The organism is Marivita sp., assembly GCF_022763305.1.
Classification (GTDB): Bacteria; Pseudomonadota; Alphaproteobacteria; order Rhodobacterales; family Rhodobacteraceae; genus Marivita.
In genome coordinates, this window is the sequence record NZ_JALEGT010000085.1 from 1 (window position 1) to 21,257 (window position 21,257).

Sequence of the window (21,257 nt, forward strand, 5' to 3'; positions counted from 1 at the left end):
GCCGGAACGGCGACGGGGGCAGCGCCCCCTCTCCTCACCCAATACAAAGGACACCGCAAAATGGCACAATACGACGTCATCGTCATCGGCTCCGGCCCCGGCGGCTATGTGGCCGCAATCCGCTGCGCGCAGCTGGGCTTGAAAACCGCCTGTGTCGAGGGACGCGAAACGCTGGGCGGCACGTGCCTCAATGTCGGCTGCATCCCCTCGAAGGCGCTGCTGCATGCCAGCCACCAGCTGCACGAGGCGGAACACAACTTCGCCAAGATGGGCCTCAAGGGCAAAGCGCCGTCCGTCGACTGGAAGCAGATGCTGGCCTACAAGGACGACGTGATCGGCCAGAACACCAAGGGCATCGAGTTCCTGTTCAAGAAGAACAAGATCGACTGGCTCAAGGGCTGGGGCTCCATCCCCGAGGCGGGCAAGGTCAAGGTCGGCGACGAGGTACATGACGCCAAGAACATCATCATCGCCTCCGGCTCCGAAGCGAGCAGCCTGCCCGGCATAGAGATCGACGAGAAGGTCGTCGTCACCTCCACCGGCGCGCTGGAACTGCCGAAGATCCCCAAGAAGATGATCGTGATCGGCGCAGGTGTGATCGGTCTGGAACTGGGCTCGGTCTACAGCCGTCTGGGCACCGAGGTGCATGTGATCGAATTCCTCGACACGATCACCCCCGGCATGGACGGCGAGGTGCAGAAGACCTTCCAGAAGCTGCTGCAGAAACAGGGCCTGAAATTCACCCTTGGCGCGGCGGTGCAATCCGTCGACGCCAGCAAGTCCAAGGCCAAAGTCACCTACAAGCTGCGCAAGGATGACAGCGAACACGACATGGACGCCGATGTGGTTCTCGTCTCCACAGGTCGGCGTCCCTACACCGATGGTCTGGGCCTCGATGCGCTCGGGATCGAGATGTCGCAGCGCGGCCAGATCAAGACCGACGCCCACTGGCAGACCAATGTCAAAGGCATCTACGCCATCGGAGACTGCATCGACGGCCCGATGCTGGCGCACAAGGCCGAGGATGAAGGCATGGCCTGCGCCGAGGTGATCGCGGGCAAGGCGGGGCATGTGAATTACGGCGTCATTCCGGGCGTGATCTACACCCATCCCGAAGTGGCCAATGTCGGCCAGACCGAGGAGCAACTCAAGGATGCAGGCCGCGCCTACAAGGTCGGCAAGTTCAGCTTCATGGGCAATGGCCGCGCAAAGGCCAACTTTGCCGCCGATGGGTTCGTGAAAATCCTCGCGGACAAGGACACCGACCGCATTCTGGGCGCGCATATCATCGGGCCGATGGCGGGCGATCTCATTCACGAGATCTGCGTGGCGATGGAATTCGGCGCCTCTGCCGAGGATCTGGCGCTCACCTGCCACGCGCACCCGACCTATTCGGAAGCCGTGCGCGAAGCGGCCCTCGCCTGCGGCGACGGTGCCATCCACATGTAAACGCATGGAGCGGGGGACGCCTTTTCGAAAAGGCGTCCTCCAAGCGCGTTCGAACGCGCTTGGAGGCGCGGTGTCGAAACCGCGCGTCACAGGGTCTTCGAAGACCCTTGTCTGTCTCTGAAAGAAGCGGCGCCGCCCCCGTGGGCTGACGGTTTTCCGAAACTTCGGGGATCATACCCCGGACCTGTGCCCGTCGCCGGGCCTTCGTGAAACCGGTTTCTCAAGGTCGGGGCGTCAGCCCCAATTCGGAAAACCATCGTTCAGATCGCGGTGTGGGAGTGACCCTCTCCGCTCGTTGAGCAACGTGGGGCAGACTGCCGTGCAAGCCGTTAAGGTTTTGGAAACCGGCCGTACGGTCACCCTACCACATGCGCGGGATGGCCTTCACTTCGTAGGTCGCGTCATACTCTGCACCACCCATCGCGCCATCGGTCTGATCGGCAAGGATTTCACCCACGGTCGGCAACCCTTCGGGCAGAGGCGCGCCGTCCCACAGGCCCGAGCGCATCAGCGCCTTGGCGCATTGGGTGTAGACCTCCGCCACTTCAGTCACGATCACCGTGGCGGGCAGGATGTTCTTCTTCCGGAAAGTTTCCCGCAACTCAAGGTCATCGGTGATCCACGCCTTGCCGTTCACCCGCACCGTGGTCTTGGTGCCCGGGATCATGAACAAGAACGCGATGCGCGGGTCCTCGATCAGATCGCGCAGCGCATCAAGCCGGTTATTGCCACGCCAGTCGGGCAGCAGGATCGTGTTCGGACCCGTCACACGCACCACCGGGTCCACGTCTCCACGCGGCGTGCCGTGGGTGCCGCGTGAACCTGCGGTGGAGATCACACAGAAGCGCGCGGCCTCGACCCAACGCCGATAGCTCGGCGTCAGGTGATCCGCAACCTTGCTCAGCGAGACAGGTACCGGCGCGTCATAGAGCGCTTCAAGCGCGTCAATGCTCTCAATGCGGCGCATGGAACCCGGCCTCCTCGTTCAGGCGGTTCGAGGCGGTCTCGATCCGCGTTTCCAGAAGGGTCAGGAACGCATCGCGGGCAAGCCCCGGCTGAATCGGTTCAAGAAACTCGACCACGGCGGTTCCCTGTTTGCGGTAGATGCCCCGCTTTGGCCAGAACAGCCCGACATTGGCCGCCACCGGCACGCAGGGCTGACCAAGCTGTTCGTAAAGCACCGCCGTCCCCACCTTGTAGGGCGCTTTCACACCGGGCGCGATCCGGGTGCCCTGCGGGTAGATGATCAACTGTCCGGGCGTCGCCTTGCCCTTCTTCACCGCCTCGACCATCTGCTTGATCGCAGCCGCGCGCTTGCCCCGGTCCACCGGGATACAGCCAATGCGCAGCCCGTACTGGCCGACAATGGGCGAGTACATCAGAATGCGCTTCATGATGAACTTCCCCGCAGGCAGGGCCGAAAACACCATGAACACATCCAGAAAGCTTTGATGCTTGGAGGCGACGATGCATTCGTAATCCGGTGGGGTGCCCCGGATCTCTGTCTTCAGACCGATCATCCATGGCGCAGCCCAACGCACATAGCGGCAAACGCTCATGCACCCGGCGCGCGCGCCTCTGCGCGACACCAGCGCCCACGGGAACAGCCCAAGCCCGACCACCGCGATGGCCACGTAGACCGATATCACGAACAGCAGCGAGCGGACCCACTGAATTGCATATGCCATCAGGCCAAGTCCTCCAAAACCCGACCTGCCGCATAGCGTGTTGCGAGAAAGGCAACCAGCCCCGACAGCGGCGGGATCAGCAAAACCCAGATCCAGCCCGCTCCCCGGATGCTCAGATCGGTCAACACGCCAGCGGTGTCGCTGCCGGACGGCACCAGCATCAGCGCCACAATGCCCGTCAGCGTGCCGAAGGCTGCGCCGGTCAGCGCGCGCAGCGCAAAGCGCCGGACAAAGGCGCTGGCGATATAGGTGTCCTTGGCGCCCACCAGCCGGAGCACCGCGATCACCTGTGCATTGGCGGCAAGGGCGGCATTGGCGGCCAGCGTCACCATCGCGGCGGTGGCCGTGGCGATGAGAAGGATGGACGCCCAGCCCAGCAGACGCAGCCGGGCCGCCGCGTCGATCAGCGGACGTCGCCAGCGGGCGTGATCGTCCAGCACGGCGGCCGGCGCTTCGGCGGCCAGACGCAGGCGCAGACCTGCGGCGTCATAGCCTTCGTCGGTTTCGGTGATGTCGATCAGTTGCGGCAGCGGCAGGTCGTCGATGGGCAGGTCGGTGCCGAACCACGGCGACAGCAGCGCGCGCTGGTCGTCCAGCGTCAGCGCCTGTGCATCGACGATACCCGGGGTGGTACGCAGCACGCGCAGCGCGGCTTCGGTCTGGGTCGCCACTTCGCCTGCCGGGGCCGAGATGCGCAGGGTCGAGGATTGCGCCAGCTCATTGCCCCACCGGTCTGCCACCCGGCCCGCCGCGAGCGACAGCGCCAGGGCAAACACGGCGAGAAAGGACATGGCAAAGGCACTGAACAGCGTGAGCCGCGCGGTGAACCCGGTGGGCGGCACCACCCGGTCGGCCCGTTCGTCGAATTGCAGCATCCGCGCCGTGGCCCGCAGATCGAACTTCACAGATCCGCTCCCGCCATCTGCAGCCGCCGGTTCGAAATCCGCAGCACGCGGGTCTGCACCTGCGCCTTGGCCGCACGGATCAGACCCAGATCATGGGTCGCGACAAGGATCGTCTTGCCCATGCGGTTCAGCTCGACCAGAAGGGTCAGCAGGCGCTGCGACATCTCCCAGTCGATATTACCAGTGGGTTCGTCTGCAAGGATCACATCCGGTGACATGATCACCGCCCGCGCCAGAGCGGCGCGCTGGCGTTCGCCACCCGACAGTTCCGGCGGCAAGGCGTCGGCACGCCCGGTCAATCCGACCCAGGCCAGCAACTCCTTGAGATTGGCCGCCGCTCCATCCGGGTCCTGCCCAGACACGGTCAGCGGCAAGGCGACGTTTTCAGTCACCGGCAGATGGTCGAGAAACTGGCAATCCTGGTGCACGACACCGATCTTGCGCCGCAGGACGGCAACATCGTCCCGGCTGAGGCCCCGCACGTCACGGTCGAACAGGCGCACATGCCCGGCGGTGGCCTGCAGCGCGCCATAGCACAGCTTGAGAAACGTGGTCTTGCCTGATCCGGATGGCCCGGTCAGGAAATGAAACGACCCCGGCGCCACGTTCAGGGTCATGTCGGTCAACAACTCTCCGCCGCCGTAACTGTAGGCCACATTTTCCAACTCGATCACAGCGGTACTGTCCCTGCCCGTGGTTCGGCGTTGTTGTGCCTGAGCATCGTGCCGGTTTCAATGCGTCGGAAGTCTCAGAATAGGCATTTACATGCGGAAACCCGCCCTTATTGTGTGATTTCAACAGGGAACGAGTGGGTTGGCCGCAAAACCAAGGTCAGCTGGGTTGGGGGCAACAGGCAAAATGCGGCTGAAATGTCCAAGCTGTGGGGCGCAATACGAAGTCCCCGAAGATGTCATCCCCGAAGATGGACGGGATGTTCAGTGCTCGAACTGCGGCAACACGTGGTTTCAGACGCGCGACACCTCCAACAGCCCCGAAGCGCTCGAAGCCGAGGCCAAGGCCCCAAAGGATGCGGTCTGGCATCCCGAGGTTGATGCCGATCTGAACGACCGCCCGTCCGTCAATCAGGAGGCCGCACCCGGCACAGCGACGCCGCCCGCTCCGCCCAAACGACGTGAGCTTGATCCATCAGTCGCGGAAATCCTGCGTGAAGAGGCCGAGCGCGAGGCCCGTGCCCGTCAAAGCGTGGCAGGCGGAATCGAGGAACAGCCGGAACTGGGCTTGCAGGAGCCCGAAGACGAAGCGGCCAAACGCGCGCGTCAGGCGCAGGAGCGGATGCGCAAGCTGCGCGGCGAAGACCCCGAGGCGGCCGCGGCGGCGGCCGCAACCGCTGCAGTGGCCGAGCGTCCGAAATCGCGGCGCGACATGTTGCCGGATGTCGAAGAGATCAACCAGACCCTGCGCGCGTCGAACGAACGGCGCGAGATGCGAACGGTACAGGCAGATCTCGAAGATGATGACGAGTCGAAAGCCGGGTTCGGACGCGGGTTTCTTTATACCGTGCTCATTTTCGCCCTTGGAACGGTCCTTTATGTCTACGCCCCGCAGGTGGGCGACACCGTCCCGCAGCTCAAGGCACCGATGGACACCTATGTGGCGCTGGTCGATCAGTTGCGCGCCTGGCTCGACACGCAGGTGGCTCCGCTGGTAGACATGATCAACGGCGCACCACCAGAGCCCCCGACCACCGACGGGTCATGACGTGCCGCGTCCCTGTGCAGCAAGGGCCAGGGACTGCCAGAATTTGGACTTATCTGTGAAAATCGTCTGGCCCTAACGCCGGGCGGGTGATCTGATCAAGATGAAGACGCCAGAGCGATATCCGCATCCGGCCCATTGTGATTCTCAAACGGAGGTGACGACCATGGACGGTGTCCTGTCCCAAAACGATCTTTCCCACGTGGTCGAAGCCGATCGCGCCCATGTGTGGCACCACCTGATCCAGCACAAGCCCTTCGAGACGAACGATCCCCGGATCATCGTCGAGGGCAAGGGCATGCGCGTCTGGGACCAGAAGGGCAAAGAGCATCTCGATGCCGTGTCCGGCGGTGTCTGGACGGTGAACGTGGGCTATGGCCGCGAAAGCATCGCGAAGGCGGTTTATGACCAGTTGCTGAAGCTGAACTACTTTGCCGGGTCCGCCGGGTCGATCCCCGGAGCGCTGTTCTCGGAAAAGCTGATCACCAAGATGCCGGGCATGACCCGTGTGTATTACACGAACTCGGGGTCCGAGGCGAACGAGAAGGCGTTCAAGATGGTCCGCCAGATCGCGCACAAGCGCTATGGTGGCCAGAAGCACAAGATCCTCTACCGCGACCGCGATTACCACGGCACCACCATCGGCTGTCTGTCGGCCGGCGGTCAGGACGAGCGCAACGCGCAGTACGGGCCGTTCACACCCGGTTTCGTGCGCGTGCCGCATTGCCTTGAATATCGCGCGGGCGATCAGGGCGCCCCGACCGAGAATTACGGCGAATGGGCCGCTGACCAGATCGAACAGGTGATCCTGCGCGAAGGCCCGGACACCGTGGGCGCGCTTTGCCTTGAGCCGGTCACAGCCGGTGGTGGCGTCATCACCCCGCCGCAGGGCTATTGGGACCGCGTCCAGGAGATTTGCCGCAAGTACGACATCCTGCTGCATATCGACGAAGTGGTCTGTGGCGTGGGCCGCACCGGCACATGGTTCGGCTACCAGCATTACGGCGTTCAGCCCGACATGGTGACGATGGCCAAGGGCGTGGCGTCCGGCTATGCGGCGATTGCCTGCCTTGTGACGACCGAGGACGTGTTCTCGATGTTCAAGGACAACGCCGACGATCCGCTCAACTACTTCCGCGATATTTCCACCTTTGGCGGCTGCACCGCAGGTCCGGCGGCGGCGCTGGAGAACATGCGCATCATCGAGGACGAAGGCCTGCTCGACAATACCACGGCGATGGGCGAGTACATGCTCGACCAGTTGCACGCTTTGGCCGACAAGCACGCCGTCATCGGCAATGTGCGCGGCAAGGGCCTGTTCCTTGGGGCCGAACTGGTCGAGGACCGGGAAACCCGCAAGCCGATGGCCGAAAAGCGGGTGCAGAAGGTGGTCGCCGACTGCATGCAGCAGGGTATCATCATCGGCGCGACCAACCGCTCCCTGCCCGGTTACAACAACACGCTCTGCTTCAGCCCCGCGCTGATCGCCACCAAGGACGACATCAACCAGATCATCGCATCGGTTGACGAGGCTTTGGGCCGCGAATTTGCGTGAGTGATCCCCTGATCACGGGTCAGTGCCTGAACGCGCTGGCCCAACGCGTCGGCTTGCCTCTTGCCGACACATCGCCCCGCCCGGTGCCTCCGCGCTCCGATATGGTGGGGCGATATTGTTCTGTGGTGCCGCTTTCGCCGGATCACGCGGACGACCTTTACACCGCCTTCCGCGCGGATGAAGAGGACCGCATCTGGACCTACCTGCCCAACGGTCCCTACCACGATCCTGCAGATTTCAACGCATGGGTCGAAGAGGCGGTCACGTGGACCGACCCGCTGATGCACGCCATAGTCGTCAAGGACCGCGCGGTCGGTCACGCCAGCTACCTGCGGATAAATCCGACAAGCGCCAGCATTGAAGTCGGGTTCATCAACCTGTCCCCCGCCCTGCAACGCACCCGTGCCGCGACCGAATTTCAGTTTCTCATGATGCAGCGCGCGTTCGATGAGCTGGGCTATCGCCGATACGAGTGGAAATGCGATGCACTGAACGCGCCATCGCGGCGGGCCGCCGAACGGCTGGGGTTCACCTATGAGGGCACCTTCCGTCAGGCGACCCATTACAAGGGCCGAAACCGCGACACGGCGTGGTTTTCCATCATCGACACCGAATGGCCTGATCTGAAAGCCCGGTTCCTGCGGTGGCTGGCCCCCGACAATTTCGATGCCGAGGGCGTTCAGAAAACGCGGCTGCCCGACATCTAGCGCCACAGCACGGCCTGTCCCGTATCCTTGAAGCGCTGAAAGTTCGGGCTATGCCAACCCGACAGGGCGGTATTGCGCATCGACCACATGAAGAAAACTCCGGTCACGGTTGCAGAATGTGCAATGGTGTTTTTGATGGGATGCGGTAATAGACACTCATGTTAGCGCTATCGTAAATCTGGATCCGACGTTGGAACGCACCTGAATGACCATGAAAACCGATATTCTGAACCGTCTGAAATACTCGCTGGGCAAGGATGCCGAGAACGCCTCGACCTATGACTGGCGCATCGCGCTGTCGCTGGTCCTGCGAGATCAGATGGTCGAATCGTGGTTCCGCTCGACCAAGGAAACCTACGCGGCCTCGCCCAAGCGGGTCTATTACCTGTCGATGGAGTTCCTCATCGGGCGGTTGATCGAGGACATGATCTCGAACCTGCGGATGGAGGACACGGTCAAGGCGACGCTGGTCGAGCTGGGTCAGGATTACGATACCATCGTGCATGACGAGCCGGACGCGGCACTTGGCAATGGCGGGCTGGGCCGACTGGCGGCGTGTTTCATGGATTCGCTGGCGACATTGGGAATCCCGGCGTTTGGCTATGGTATCCGTTACGAACACGGGCTGTTCGAGCAAAGCTTTGCCCAGGGACAGCAGGTCGAGAAACCCGAGACCTGGCTGACCCAGCGCCATGCGTGGGAATTCGAACGCCCCGAGGCACGCTATCGGATCGGCTTTGGCGGGCATGTCGATCATCACGAGGGCAAGGCCTATTGGCACCCCGGCGAGGTGGTGATGGCCACCGCGCATGACACACCCGTGGTCGGCTGGAAAGGCGCATGGGGCAACACGCTGCGCCTCTGGTCGGCGGAACCGGCCAAGGAGTTCGACCTCGAAAGCTTCAACCGCGGCGATTACCTTGCCGCCGGTCGGTCAGAGGCGCTGGCGCGCACGATCAGCCGGGTGCTCTATCCCGACGACACCACCGAAAGCGGCAAGGAACTGCGCCTCAAGCAGGAGTATTTCTTCACTGCCGCGTCGATCATGGATCTGCTGCGCCGCTACCTGAAGGATCACGACGACATTCGCGCCTTGCACGATTACGTGGCAATCCAATTGAACGACACGCACCCGGCCATTGCCGGGCCGGAGCTGGTGCGCATTCTGGTGGATGAGCACGCCATCCCGATGGACGAGGCGATCCCGCTGGCGCGCAAATGTCTGGCCTACACCAACCATACGCTGTTGCCCGAGGCACTGGAACGGTGGAGCGAACATCTGATGGGCCGCATCCTGCCGCGCCATCTGGAGATCATCCGCGCCATCGAACACGCGCATCAGACCGAATTCCCCGGCAGCCCCCGTATTCTGGAACATGGCGATGTGCGGATGGGGGAACTGGCGTTCATCATGGCGCACAAGGTCAACGGCGTGTCTGCGCTGCACACGGAACTGGTCAAGGAAACGGTGTTCGCCGATCTGCACCGCATCCACCCAACGCGGATCATCAACCAGACCAACGGCATCACCCCGCGCCGCTGGCTTTATGGCTGCAACCCGTCGCTGCGGCACCTGATCACCGACACGATCGGCGAAGGCTGGGTGACGGATCTGGAACAATTGACCGCGCTCAAATCAAAGCGCGACGATGCCGCGTTCATCGAGGCGTTCACCGCCTCAAAGCGCGAAAACAAGGTCAACCTGTCCAACTGGATCAGTCAGACGATGGGTGTCAGCCTTGACCCCGACGCGATGTTCGACGTGCAGATCAAGCGCATCCATGAATACAAACGCCAGTTGATGAACCTTCTGGAGACTGTCGCGCTCTGGAACGACATGCGCGACAATCCGAATGGCGACTGGACCCCACGGGTCAAGATCTTCGGCGGCAAGGCTGCGCCGGGATACTTCGTGGCCAAGGACATCATCCGCCTCATCAATGACGTGGCCAGCGTCATCAATGCCGATCCGATCACCGGCGACCGGCTCAAGATCGTGTATCCGCCGAATTACAACGTCACGATGGCCGAACGGCTGATCCCGGCGGCGGACCTGTCGGAACAGATCTCGACGGCGGGCAAAGAAGCGTCGGGCACCGGCAACATGAAATTCGCCCTGAACGGTGCGCTGACCATCGGCACGCTGGACGGTGCGAACGTTGAAATCCGCGATCATGTCGGGTCGGAAAACTTCTTCCTCTTCGGCCTGACCGCACAGGAGGTGATGGAGCGTCGCACGCATCACGGCTATTCCCGCACCGCCATCGAGGCCAGCCCGCGTCTGCAGCGGGTGCTGGGCCAGATCGCCGAGGGGCGTTTTGCACCACATGACCCAAGCCGCTATCATGGGCTCGTGGGGATGCTGTATGACCATGACTATTTTCTCGTGACCTGCGATTTCGACAGCTATTTCGACACGCAGCGCCGCGCCGACACCGCCTATCGCAACCCGGCGAACTGGGCCGCGATGGCGGTTGTGAACACGGCCAGCATGGGCTGGTTCTCGTCCGACCGTACGATCAAGGGCTATGCCCGCGACATCTGGGGGGCCGAGAGCCTGACCAAAGCCAAGCTTGGGAAGACGGCATGACGGATGCGGCGGCGCTGATCGACGACGCCACGGCGCAAGCGATTGCGCAGGGTAGGCATGGCGACCCGTTTGCGGTGCTGGGCCTGCACGAGGTGGGTGGCAAGCTGGTGATGCGCACGATGCGCCCCGAGGCGGACAGCGTCGAGGTGATCGACGCCAAGACCGGGAAGACGCTTGTCGCGCTGGACCGGGTGAAGGACGGGCTGTTCGCAGGCGTGATCCCGCGCCGCAAGAAACGCTTTCCCTACCGTCTGCGCATGACACGCGGCAGCGATGTCTGGGAGGAACAGGACGCCTACGCCTTTGGCCCCAAGCTGGGCGAGATGGACGAGTATCTACTGGGCGAAGGCACACATAACCAGCTTTGGGATGCCCTTGGTGCGCATGTCTGCACACATGAGGGTGTGGAGGGCACGCATTTCGCCGTCTGGGCGCCCAATGCTTTGCGCGTATCGGTCGTGGGCGATTTCAACGGCTGGGATGGCCGCCGCCACGTGATGCGCCGCCGGGGTGCGACGGGTGTACACGAGATTTTCCTGCCGGATCTGGGCGATGGCATCGCCTATAAATACGAACTTATCGACGGCGCGGGCAATCTGTTGCCGCTCAAGGCCGACCCGGTTGGGTTCGGCGCGGAACTGCCGCCTGCGACGGCCTCGGTCGTGCGCGACCTGCGCGGGTATGAGTGGTCCGATGCCGGGTGGCTGTCAAAGCGCGGTGCAAAGCAGAAGACAGATCAACCGATCTCGATCTACGAGGTGCATCTGGAAAGCTGGCGGCGCGTCCCGGAAGAAGGCAACCGGTCGCTGACCTATCTCGAACATGCGTCCATGCTTGTCGATTATGCCAAGGACATGGGCTTCACCCACATCGAGCTGACACCGATCTCCGAGTACCCGTTTGGGGGATCGTGGGGCTATCAGCCCGTGGGCCTTTTTGCGCCCACATCCCGGTTCGGCACGCCGCAGGACTTCCGCGCCTTTGTCGATGCCTGCCACAAGGCGGGGCTTGGCCTGATCATCGACTGGGTGCCGGGGCATTTCCCGACCGACCAGCACGGGCTGGCCCGCTTCGATGGCTCGGCGCTTTACGAACATGCAGACCCGAAGGAAGGCTTCCATCCCGACTGGAACACGCTGGTCTACAACTATGGCCGGACAGAGGTGCAGAACTTCTTGATCGCAAACGCGAAATTCTGGTTCGAGGAATATCACATCGACGGTCTGCGCGTGGATGCCGTGGCCTCCATGCTCTACCGCGACTATTCGAGAAAAGAGGGAGAATGGGTGCCGAACCAGCATGGCGGGCGCGAGAACCTTGAAGCCATCGCCTTCATGCAGCGGATGAATGAGGTGGTTTATGCCGCCGATGACAGCATCCTGACCGCCGCCGAGGAAAGCACCGCCTTTCCGGGGGTCAGCGCTCCCACCAGCAGTGGTGGACTTGGGTTCGGCTTCAAGTGGAACATGGGGTGGATGAACGACACCCTGCGCTACATGGCCGAAGACCCGATCAACCGGAAATACCACCACGACAAGATGACTTTCGGTCTGCACTACGCGTTTTCCGAGAATTTCATCCTGCCGCTCAGCCATGACGAGGTCGTGCACGGCAAAGGCTCGCTTCTGGGCAAGATGCCGGGGGATGACTGGCAGCGCTTTGCCAACCTGCGGGCCTATTACGGGTTCATGTGGGGGCATCCCGGCAAGAAGCTGTTGTTCATGGGGGGCGAGTTTGCGCAAGGCGGTGAGTGGAACAACGAAACCAGCCTTGACTGGCACCTGCTGGACTACGCGCCGCACAAGGGGATGCAAACCTTGGTGCGCGATCTGAACACGCTCTATCGCAGCACGCCTGCGCTTTACGAAAAGGACACGTCGCAGGACGGGTTCCGCTGGATCGACGGCGGCAATGCGGCGGAGTCGGTGTTTTCGTGGGTGCGCTATGGCAAGGACGGCAGCGCGCCGGTTCTGGTGGTGTCGAACTTCACCCCGGTGCCGCGCACCCAGTACCGGATCGGCGTGCCGCATCCGGGCCACTGGGCCGAGCGGTTCAATTCGGATGCCGCGATCTATGGCGGAACGGACACCGGAACACCGGGAGGGGCCGACACACAGGAGGTGTCGATGCACGGCTGTCCCTATGCCATCGAGATCACCGTACCGCCGCTGGCGACCGTGTTCTTCGAACTGACAACCGACTGAGGCGGCACATGACACAAAGGGGGAGGAAAGACATGAGAGAAGACAGGTTCAGCCTGGCGCAGCAATCCATGGCGTTCATTCTTGCGGGCGGACGGGGGAGCCGCCTCAAGGAAATGACCGACATCCGCGCCAAACCCGCCGTCTATTTCGGCGGCAAGACCCGCATCATCGACTTTGCCCTGTCCAACGCGGTGAACTCGGGCATCCGGCGGATCGGTGTCGCCACGCAATACAAGGCGCACAGCCTGATCCGCCACATGCAGCGCGGCTGGAGCTTTTTCCGCGCCGAGCGCAACGAGTCGCTGGACATCCTGCCCGCCTCGCAGCAGATCAACGAGGACAACTGGTACAAGGGCACCGCCGACGCCGTGACCCAGAACATCTCGGTCATTCGCGGCTATGGGCCGAAATACGTTGTGATCCTCGCGGGCGATCACATCTACAAGCAGGACTATTCGGTGATGATCGAAGAGCATGTCCGCTCGGGTGCCAAGGTCACGGTCGGCTGCATCGCCGTGCCGCGTGAAGAAGCCAAGGGCTTTGGGGTCATGCATGTCGATGACAGCGACAAGATCCTCGACTTCGTGGAAAAGCCCGCCGATCCCCCCGCCATGCCCGGTGACGAGACCAAATCGCTGGCGAGCATGGGCATCTACGTGTTCGAGGCGGAATACCTTTACGAGATCCTCGAAAAGGACGCGCAGAACCCCAAGTCGGACAACGATTTCGGCAAGGACATCATCCCGGCCATCGTCGCCGAGGGCGGCGCGCGGGCGCATCCGTTCAGCCGGTCCTGCGTCATGTCGGGGCTTGAAACCGAACCCTACTGGCGCGACGTGGGCACCATCGACGCCTATTGGCAGGCCAATATCGACCTCACCGATTTCGAACCCAAACTGGACATCTACGCAACCGACTGGCCGATCTGGACCTATTCCGAACTGACCCCGCCCGCGAAATTCATCCACAACGAAGAAGGCCGCCGCGGTCAAGCGGTGTCGTCGATGGTGTCGGGCGGGTGCATCATCTCTGGTTCGTCGCTTTATCGGTGCCTGCTGTTCACGGGTGTCAAAACGCATTCCTATTCGCAACTGGAAGGCGTGGTCGCACTGCCCTATGCCGAGGTGGGCCGTCGCGCATATCTCAAGAACGTTGTGCTGGACCGGGGTGTGAAGATCCCGCCGGGGCTGATCGTGGGCGAAGACCCCAAGGAAGACGCGAAACGGTTCCGCCGCACCGACGGGGGCATCTGCCTGATTACGCAAGCGATGATCGACAAGCTGGGAAAGTGACATGAACGTCCTGATGGTGGCTTCGGAATGTGCGCCCTTCGTGAAGACGGGGGGTCTTGCGGATGTGGTGGGTGCCTTGCCCGCTGCTCTGGCACGGGTGGACGTGGACGCGCAGGTGCTGCTGCCCGCCTATCCGCCGCTCTTTCCGTTGCTGCCCAAGGGCGAAGAGGTTGCACGGTTCGACGACCTGCCGGGCGGGCCGGGGCGCATCGTCAAGGTAACCGCAGAGGGCATGACGCTCTTGCTGCTGGACGCCCCACAGCTTTTTGACCGGCCCGGTGGGCTTTATGTCGACGAGAACGGGCGCGACTGGAGCGACAACCACCTGCGGTTCGGGGCCCTGTCGATGGCAGGCGCGCGGATCGCGATGGGGGCCATCGACGGCTACCAGCCGGATGTCCTTCACGCCCATGACTGGCAGGCGGCGCTGGCCCCGGTCTATCTGAGGATGGCCGGGCGCGACACGCCCCGGTCGGTCATCACCATCCACAACATCGCCTTTCAGGGCCGGTTCGGACCGCAGGTTCTGGCGCAGTTGCACCTCAAGACCGACTGGTTCCACCCCGAGGGGCTGGAGTTCCACGGCGATCTGAGCGTCCTTAAGGGGGCGCTCATGTTCTCGGATCGGATCACCACGGTCAGCCCGACCTACGCGCGCGAGATCCTGACGCCGGAGTTCGGCATGGGGCTTGAGGGTGTGCTTCAGGCGCGGGCCGGGGCGCTGAGCGGTGTGCTCAACGGCATCGACACGGAAGCGTGGGACCCGGCGACCGATAGCGCCTTGGCACAGACCTATGATGTCAGGACGTTGAAACGCAAAACCGACAACAAGACAGCCTTGCGCGCGCGGTTGGGGCTTGATCCCTCGAGCACCGGGCCTTTGTGTTGCGTGGTCAGCCGCCTGACCAGCCAGAAGGGGCTGGACGCCCTGCTGGAGGCCGTACCGCATCTGGTGCAGCGTGGGGCGCAACTTGCCGTTCTGGGCACCGGGCAGCCCGAGTTGGAACAGGGATTCCGCGATGCGGCACAGGCCCATCCCGGTCAGGTTGCCGCCCATATCGGCTATGACGAGGCACTGTCGCACCTGTTTCAGGCGGGCAGCGATGCGATCCTGATCCCCTCGCGGTTCGAACCCTGCGGGCTGACGCAGCTTTACGGCCTGCGCTATGGCACCCTGCCCGTCGTCGCCCGCACCGGCGGATTGGCCGACACGGTGATCGACGCCAATGTCGCGGCCCTTGTCGCCAAGGCGGCGACCGGTTTTGTCTTCTCCGATGTGACACCCGCAGGGATTGCCCAGGTGATCGACCGCGTCGTCGAGGCCCATGCCGACCCGAAACTCTGGCAAGGCATGCAACGCGCGGCGATGCGCCATCCGGTCGGCTGGGACAGCTCGGCCGAAGCCTATCGAGACCTTTACACCGATCTCGTCTGATGACCTATCACGCCACCGTATCCGCGCAGCTTGAACCCGGGACACCGTTCCGGCTTGGCGCGCATTTCGACGGGGGCGGCACGAATTTTGCGGTGTTTTCGGAACATGCCGATCAGGTGCTTCTCTGCCTCTTCTCGCCGGACGGCAAGACGGAAGAAATGCGCCTGCCGCTGCCCGAGCGCACCGGTGCCATCTGGCATGGCTACCTGCCCGGCGTGAAGCCGGGCACCGTCTACGGGTATCGCGTGCTTGGCCCGTATCGCCCCGAGGCGGGGCATCGCTTCAACCGCAACAAGTTGCTGATCGACCCATACACACGCGAATTTCGGGGCAGCTTTACCGATCACACAGCAACTTTCGGCTACCTGAGTTCGGCCCCCGAAGCCGATCTGAGCTTTGACAGCCGCGACAGCGCGCCCTTTGTGGCAAAGTCCGTGGTGTCGGACCCGGCCGACTTTCCGCTGGATGCACAACCGCTCAGTCGTGGCTGGCCGGACACACTGATTTATGAAGGCCATGTCCGGGGACTCACCATGCGCAACCCGGACGTGCCCGCCCCCCTGCGCGGCACCTTCGACGGGCTGGCCACTCCGGCGATGCTGGATCACCTGACGCGTCTTGGTGTGACGGCGGTGGAATTGCTGCCTGTGCAGGCGATCAAGTCCGAAGGCGCGCTGTCGGGGCGCGGCCTCGTGAATTACTGGGGCTACAACACAATCGGCTTTTTCGCCCCCGAACCGCGTTATTTGGGCCCTGCGGGCGTCAGGGGTTTCCGCGCGATGGTGGACCGGTTTCATGCCGCCGGGATCGAAGTGATCCTCGACGTCGTCTACAACCATTCCGCCGAAGGCGATCACCTTGGGCCAACCCTGTCGTTCCGGGGCCTGGACAACGCGTCCTACTACCGGCTTCAGACCGACGCGCCGCGCTACTACGTCAACGACACCGGCTGCGGCAACACGCTCAACGTCACACATCCCTTCGTCACGCGGCTGATCCTCGACAGCCTGAGGTTCTGGGTGCAGGCGATGGGGGTCGACGGCTTCCGCTTTGACCTTGCCAGCACGCTCTGCCGCGAGGCTGATGGCTTTGACCGCACCGGGCGATTCATGACCGCGCTGCGGCAGGACCCCGTGCTGGCCGAGGTCAAACTCATCGCAGAGCCTTGGGACATTGGTCCCGGCGGGTATCAACTTGGCGGGTTCCCGGCCAAGTTCGCCGAATGGAACGACCGCTTCCGCGACACGGTGCGCAAGTTCTGGCGCGGTGACGCCCATGGCGCGCAGGAGCTTGGATCGGCGCTGTTGGGCACGGCGCATGTGTTCGACAAACGCGGACGGCGGGTGTGGTCGTCGATCAATTATGCGGCATCGCATGACGGGTTCACACTGGCTGACACCACGCAATACGAAGAGCGACACAACGAAGCCAACGGCGAAGGCAATCGCGATGGGCACAAGGTGAACTTCACCGAGAATTTCGGAATCGAGGGCCCGACCGACGACCCGACCATCATCGCCGCCCGTGCGCAGCGGCGGCGCAACATGCTGGCGACCGTTTTCCTGTCACAGGGAACGCCAATGCTTCTTGCCGGAGACGAAGGCGGCCATACGCAGTTGGGCAACAACAACGCCTATTGTCAGGACAACGAGACCACGTGGATTGATTGGGCGGCCCTCGACCCCGAACAGATCGCCTTTACCGCCGCGCTGGCGCGCGTGCGTCGCGAGAACGCGGTGCTGCGCCAGATGGATTTCCTGCACGGTGCCACGCGCGAGACCGACCACCGCAAGGACGTGGAATGGCGCGGGTTTGATGGCAAGCCGCTCAACTGGTCGGACCCGCAATTGGCGCAACTCTGCCTGCATTTGCGGGGCAACGCGGAAAGCGTGACCGGCAAGGCCCTTGATGACGAGGCGTTCCTTGCTGTGAACCGCAGCGATGCGGATGCCGACCTGCTCCTGCCGCCCACCGCGCCGGACCTCTGGGTGCGCGAGATCGACACCTCTGAGCCGGAACAGACGGCGACTCCGATTGTTGGCGAACGCATCGTCGTGCCGGCGCACTCCATCAGCGCCTTCATCCTGCGGCGGGGGTCCGAGACATGAGCGGCGATGACGCGCATCTGCGCGCCCTTGCCCGCGCCGAGGGCGTTCACCTCGACTTTCACGACCTGCATGGCGTTCGACACGAAGCCAACCCCGACACGCTGCGCGCACTTCTGCGGGCATTGGGCGTCGATGTGGACGGCGCAGCGCAGATCGAGGACGCGCTGGCCCGCTCTTCTTCGGTCAAGCAGGTCATTGCCCACGCCGGCGATCCGATCACCGTCCCCGTGCCGCGCGCCTGCGACTGGTCGCTCCTGAGTGAGGCGGGCAATGTCGTGGCTGAAGGGCACAGCAACGGAATGATTGACCTGCCGCATCTTGGCGTCGGGTATTACGACCTGCACATGGATCACGCAAAGGAGGACACCATCTTCGTGATGGTCCGCCCGCAGCGCGCGCCTGATCTTGCGTCGAAAGCCGGGATCGACCGGTGCTGGGGCACGACCGGGGCGCTGTACGGTCTGCGGTCCGCCACGAATGGCGGGCTGGGCAACTATGCCGATCTGGGGGCCGTTGCGGCGACCTTCGGGCACGTAGGGGCGCAGTTCCTGGGCGTCAACCCGCTGCATGCGCTGGGCTGGGCAATGGACGAGATCATCAGCCCCTACTCGCCCTCACATCGCGGCATGTTCAACATCGACCATATCGCGGTCGAAGACGTGTTGGGACCGACGCCAAAGGGCGATCTCATCGACTATGCCGCGTTCCGGGGACGGCATCGTGCTGCGTTGGAGGCGCAGTTCAAACAGCGCGACAAGGCGGCCTTTGCAGCATGGTGCGCGACCTGTTCAGAGGAAACCTGCCAGTTCGCAGAGTTCGAAGCCATCAGCGAAATCCACGGGCATGATTTCCGCACTTGGCCCGCCGCGCTGCAAACACCCGGAGCGGCGGCGCGCAAGGCGGCGGGGAAACGCGCGGAGTTCCATCTGTGGCTGCAATATTTGGCCGACACCCAGATCGACGCGGCACAGGCCCGGGCGACACAGGAGGGGATGGCCCTTGGTCTTTATCTTGATCTTGCCGTGGGCCCGCGCCCCGATGGGGCCGAGGTCTGGATGAATGCCGATACGATTGCCAAAGGCGTCACCATCGGCGCACCGCCCGATCACCTGAGCCCGGAAGGCCAATCCTGGGCGCTGGCAGCGCACGCGCCGGGACCGCTGGCGCGGGCACGTTACGCGCCGCTGCGGTCGATGCTGCGGCGGTTGATGGCGAAATGCGGTGTGCTGCGCATCGACCATGCGCTGGGGCTGTTGCGCAGCTATTGGCTGCCCGAGGACGGCAGTCCGGGCGGATATATCACACAGCCGCTCGACTCGCTTCTGGCGGTGATCACCATCGAAGCACATCGCGCGGGCTGTCTCGTGGTGGGCGAAGACCTTGGGCTGGTGCCCGACGGGTTCCGCGAGGCGATGAATGACGCGGGGCTTTACAGCTATGCGGTCTGGCAATTCGAGGGCACCCATCTGGGCGACATCCTGCCTGCGGACACGCTGCCGCCCTACAGCCTTGCCTGTTTCGGCACCCATGACACCCCGACGCTGAGCGGATTCTGGCACGGCACAGACATCGACTGGTGGCAGCGGGTTGGCTGGCTGTCCTCCGGCGACCGTGCCGCGCGGCACAGCCACCGCGCCAAGCAACGCGCGAGCCTGCGGGATGTCTGCGCGATCCCCAGCACGGCGCACATTGACGAGATCGCGGACACGATCCATCGCGGCTTGGCGCAGTCTCCAGCGGCGTTGGTATCGGTGCAGATGGACGATGTGTTCGGCGAGCTTGAAGCGCAGAACCTGCCCGGCACGATCAACGAGCACCCCAACTGGCGGCGACGGCTGAGCGTGCCGGTCGAGGCGATGGAACAGAGCGCGGCCTTGCTGCATATATCGGACGTGATGCGCGACGCGCGCGGCACGCCCGCACACCATGACGACACGGACCACCCCGAGGAGGCACCCGCATGACGATCCTGACCCAGACCTGTACCCCGTTCGAGGGCCAGAAACCCGGCACCTCGGGTCTGCGCAAGAAAACCCGCGTGTTCATGCAGCCGGGATATCTGGAATGTTTCGTGCAGTCGATCTTCAACGGGATCGACGGTGTTGCGGGCAAGGTTCTCGTGATCGGTGGTGACGGGCGCTACTTCAACGCCGAGGCGATCCAGACAATCCTGCGCATGGCCTCGGCCAATGGCGCGGCACTGGCGATTGTGGGTCAAGGGGGCCTCTTGTCCACACCGGCCGCGTCGAACCTGATCCGCAAGCGCGGCGCGGATGGCGGGCTGATCCTGTCGGCCAGCCACAACCCCGGCGGCATCGACGAGGATTTCGGGCTCAAGTACAACATCTCGAATGGCGGCCCTGCGCCCGAGGCGATCACCGACGCCATCTTCGAGCAGACGAAGACCATCAGCAGCTACAAGACGCTGGACACCGACGACATCGACCTTGGGCAGATCGGTACGGTGGCTCTGGGTGAGATGGCGGTCGAGATCGTCGATCCGGTCGAGGATTACGCTTTGCTGATGGAAGAGCTGTTCGATTTCGGCGCTTTGCGGGCGCTGTTCGCCAGTGGCTTCACAATGAAATTCGATGCGATGCATGCGGTGACAGGCCCCTATGCCAAGGCCATTCTGGAGGACACGCTGGGTGCGCCTGAGGGCACGGTCCTGAACGGTGTGCCCTCGGTGGATTTCGGCAACGGGCATCCCGACCCGAACCCGATTTGGGCCAAGCCGCTGGTTGATCTGGTGATGTCCGACGACGGGCCTGATTTCGCGGCCGCGTCGGACGGGGATGGAGACCGCAATATGATCCTTGGGCGTGGGGTCTATGTGACGCCATCCGACTCGCTGGCTGTGCTGGCCGCCAACGCGCATCTGGCCCCCGGCTATGAGCGCGGCATCGCCGGGGTGGCACGGTCGATGCCCACAAGCGGCGCCTGTGACCGCGTGGCCGAGGCTTTGGCGGTCGAGTATTTCGAGACACCGACGGGCTGGAAGTTCTTCGGCAACCTGCTGGATGCCGGGCGCGTGACGCTCTGCGGCGAGGAAAGTGCTGGCACGGGCAGCGACCATGTGCGGGAAAAGGACGGGCTGTGGGCGGTGCTGCTGTGGCTCAACATTCTGGCGGTGCGCAAGATGTCGGTGAAGGACATCCTGCAGGACCATTGGCAGACCTATGGCCGCAACTACTATTCGCGCCACGATTACGAAGCGGTGGATGCGGCGGCGGCGAACGGGTTGGTGGCGGACCTGACGGTGAAGCTGGACGCTCTGGCGGGAAAGACCTTCGGGGCCTGTACGGTGACGATGGCGGATACGTTTTCCTACCATGATCCGGTCGATGGATCGGTGAGCCACAATCAGGGGCTTCGGATCAATTTCGAAGGCGGTGGTCGCGCGGTGCTGCGTCTGTCTGGCACCGGCACCGAGGGCGCGACGCTGCGTGTCTATCTGGAGCGGTACGAGGCGCCGGAGGGCGATCTGAACATCGAGACACAGGCGGCGCTGACCGAGATTGCAGAGGCAACGGCGCTGATCAGCGGGTTGACCGAGCGTACGGGTCGGACAGCGCCGGACGTGATGACCTGAGCGCGGAAGCCCTTTC

15 protein-coding genes are annotated in these 21,257 nt (G+C 63.3%); 11 read left to right on the plus strand and 4 right to left on the minus strand.

Annotated features, from left to right (window positions below):
* The first annotated feature begins 60 nt into the window (after positions 1-60).
* Positions 61-1,449 (plus strand): dihydrolipoyl dehydrogenase, encoded by a 1,389-nt coding sequence (gene lpdA, locus MRY75_RS15725; RefSeq protein ID WP_292308954.1) that lies wholly within the window; start codon positions 61-63, stop codon positions 1,447-1,449.
* 361 nt (positions 1,450-1,810) lie between these two features.
* Here lpdA and MRY75_RS15730 read toward each other — a convergent pair whose 3' ends face one another.
* The 4 genes from MRY75_RS15730 to MRY75_RS15745 are packed head-to-tail and all read right to left on the minus strand — an operon-like array spanning position 1,811 to position 4,716.
* Complete coding sequence (locus MRY75_RS15730; RefSeq protein ID WP_292308955.1) at positions 1,811-2,416, minus strand: MSMEG_1061 family FMN-dependent PPOX-type flavoprotein; 606 nt, start codon at positions 2,414-2,416, stop codon at positions 1,811-1,813.
* Positions 2,403-3,137 (minus strand): 1-acyl-sn-glycerol-3-phosphate acyltransferase, encoded by a 735-nt coding sequence (locus tag MRY75_RS15735; RefSeq protein WP_292308956.1) that lies wholly within the window; start codon positions 3,135-3,137, stop codon positions 2,403-2,405. The genes MRY75_RS15730 and MRY75_RS15735 overlap by 14 nt, the downstream gene beginning before the upstream one ends.
* The gene (locus MRY75_RS15740) at positions 3,137-4,012 is read right to left on the minus strand and encodes a cell division protein FtsX (RefSeq protein ID WP_292309023.1); all 876 of its coding nucleotides are present in this window, start codon (positions 4,010-4,012) and stop codon (positions 3,137-3,139) included. The genes MRY75_RS15735 and MRY75_RS15740 overlap by 1 nt, the downstream gene beginning before the upstream one ends.
* Positions 4,013-4,038: 26 nt before the next feature.
* A complete protein-coding gene (locus MRY75_RS15745; protein ID WP_292308957.1) occupies positions 4,039-4,716 on the minus strand; it encodes an ATP-binding cassette domain-containing protein in 678 nt (225 codons plus the stop codon).
* 184 nt (positions 4,717-4,900) lie between these two features.
* On the opposite strand from MRY75_RS15745, the gene MRY75_RS15750 reads away from it, so the two are divergent.
* The 10 genes from MRY75_RS15750 to MRY75_RS15795 all read left to right on the plus strand — a co-directional run bounded on the left by MRY75_RS15750 (position 4,901) and on the right by MRY75_RS15795 (position 21,241).
* On the plus strand, positions 4,901-5,761 hold the full coding sequence (locus tag MRY75_RS15750) for a zinc-ribbon domain-containing protein (RefSeq protein WP_292308958.1): 861 nt from the start codon (positions 4,901-4,903) through the stop codon (positions 5,759-5,761).
* A gap of 163 nt (positions 5,762-5,924) precedes the next feature.
* Positions 5,925-7,313 carry an aminotransferase class III-fold pyridoxal phosphate-dependent enzyme gene (locus MRY75_RS15755; protein WP_292308959.1) on the plus strand — a complete coding sequence of 463 codons (1,389 nt, stop codon included), beginning with the start codon at positions 5,925-5,927 and terminating at the stop codon, positions 7,311-7,313.
* Positions 7,310-8,020, plus strand: a complete 711-nt coding sequence (locus tag MRY75_RS15760; RefSeq protein WP_292308960.1) for a GNAT family protein — start codon at positions 7,310-7,312, stop codon at positions 8,018-8,020. The genes MRY75_RS15755 and MRY75_RS15760 overlap by 4 nt, the downstream gene beginning before the upstream one ends.
* Before the next feature lie 211 nt (positions 8,021-8,231).
* Complete coding sequence (locus tag MRY75_RS15765) at positions 8,232-10,610, plus strand: glycogen/starch/alpha-glucan phosphorylase (protein WP_292308961.1); 2,379 nt, start codon at positions 8,232-8,234, stop codon at positions 10,608-10,610.
* Positions 10,607-12,814: a 1,4-alpha-glucan branching protein GlgB gene (glgB, locus tag MRY75_RS15770; protein WP_292308962.1), complete on the plus strand. Its 2,208-nt coding sequence runs from the start codon at positions 10,607-10,609 to the stop codon at positions 12,812-12,814. Before MRY75_RS15765 ends, glgB begins: the two co-directional genes overlap by 4 nt.
* 32 nt (positions 12,815-12,846) lie before the next feature.
* Positions 12,847-14,106, plus strand: a complete 1,260-nt coding sequence (gene glgC / locus MRY75_RS15775; RefSeq protein WP_292308963.1) for a glucose-1-phosphate adenylyltransferase — start codon at positions 12,847-12,849, stop codon at positions 14,104-14,106.
* A 1-nt stretch (position 14,107) separates the two neighbouring features.
* Positions 14,108-15,541, plus strand: coding sequence for a glycogen synthase GlgA (gene glgA / locus MRY75_RS15780; RefSeq protein WP_292308964.1), 1,434 nt, complete (start codon positions 14,108-14,110; stop codon positions 15,539-15,541).
* Positions 15,541-17,649 carry a glycogen debranching protein GlgX gene (glgX, locus tag MRY75_RS15785; RefSeq protein WP_292308965.1) on the plus strand — a complete coding sequence of 703 codons (2,109 nt, stop codon included), beginning with the start codon at positions 15,541-15,543 and terminating at the stop codon, positions 17,647-17,649. Before glgA ends, glgX begins: the two co-directional genes overlap by 1 nt.
* Complete coding sequence (gene malQ / locus MRY75_RS15790) at positions 17,646-19,613, plus strand: 4-alpha-glucanotransferase (RefSeq protein WP_292308966.1); 1,968 nt, start codon at positions 17,646-17,648, stop codon at positions 19,611-19,613. The genes glgX and malQ overlap by 4 nt, the downstream gene beginning before the upstream one ends.
* Complete coding sequence (locus tag MRY75_RS15795; RefSeq protein WP_292308967.1) at positions 19,610-21,241, plus strand: alpha-D-glucose phosphate-specific phosphoglucomutase; 1,632 nt, start codon at positions 19,610-19,612, stop codon at positions 21,239-21,241. The genes malQ and MRY75_RS15795 overlap by 4 nt, the downstream gene beginning before the upstream one ends.
* The last annotated feature ends 16 nt before the right edge of the window (positions 21,242-21,257 follow it).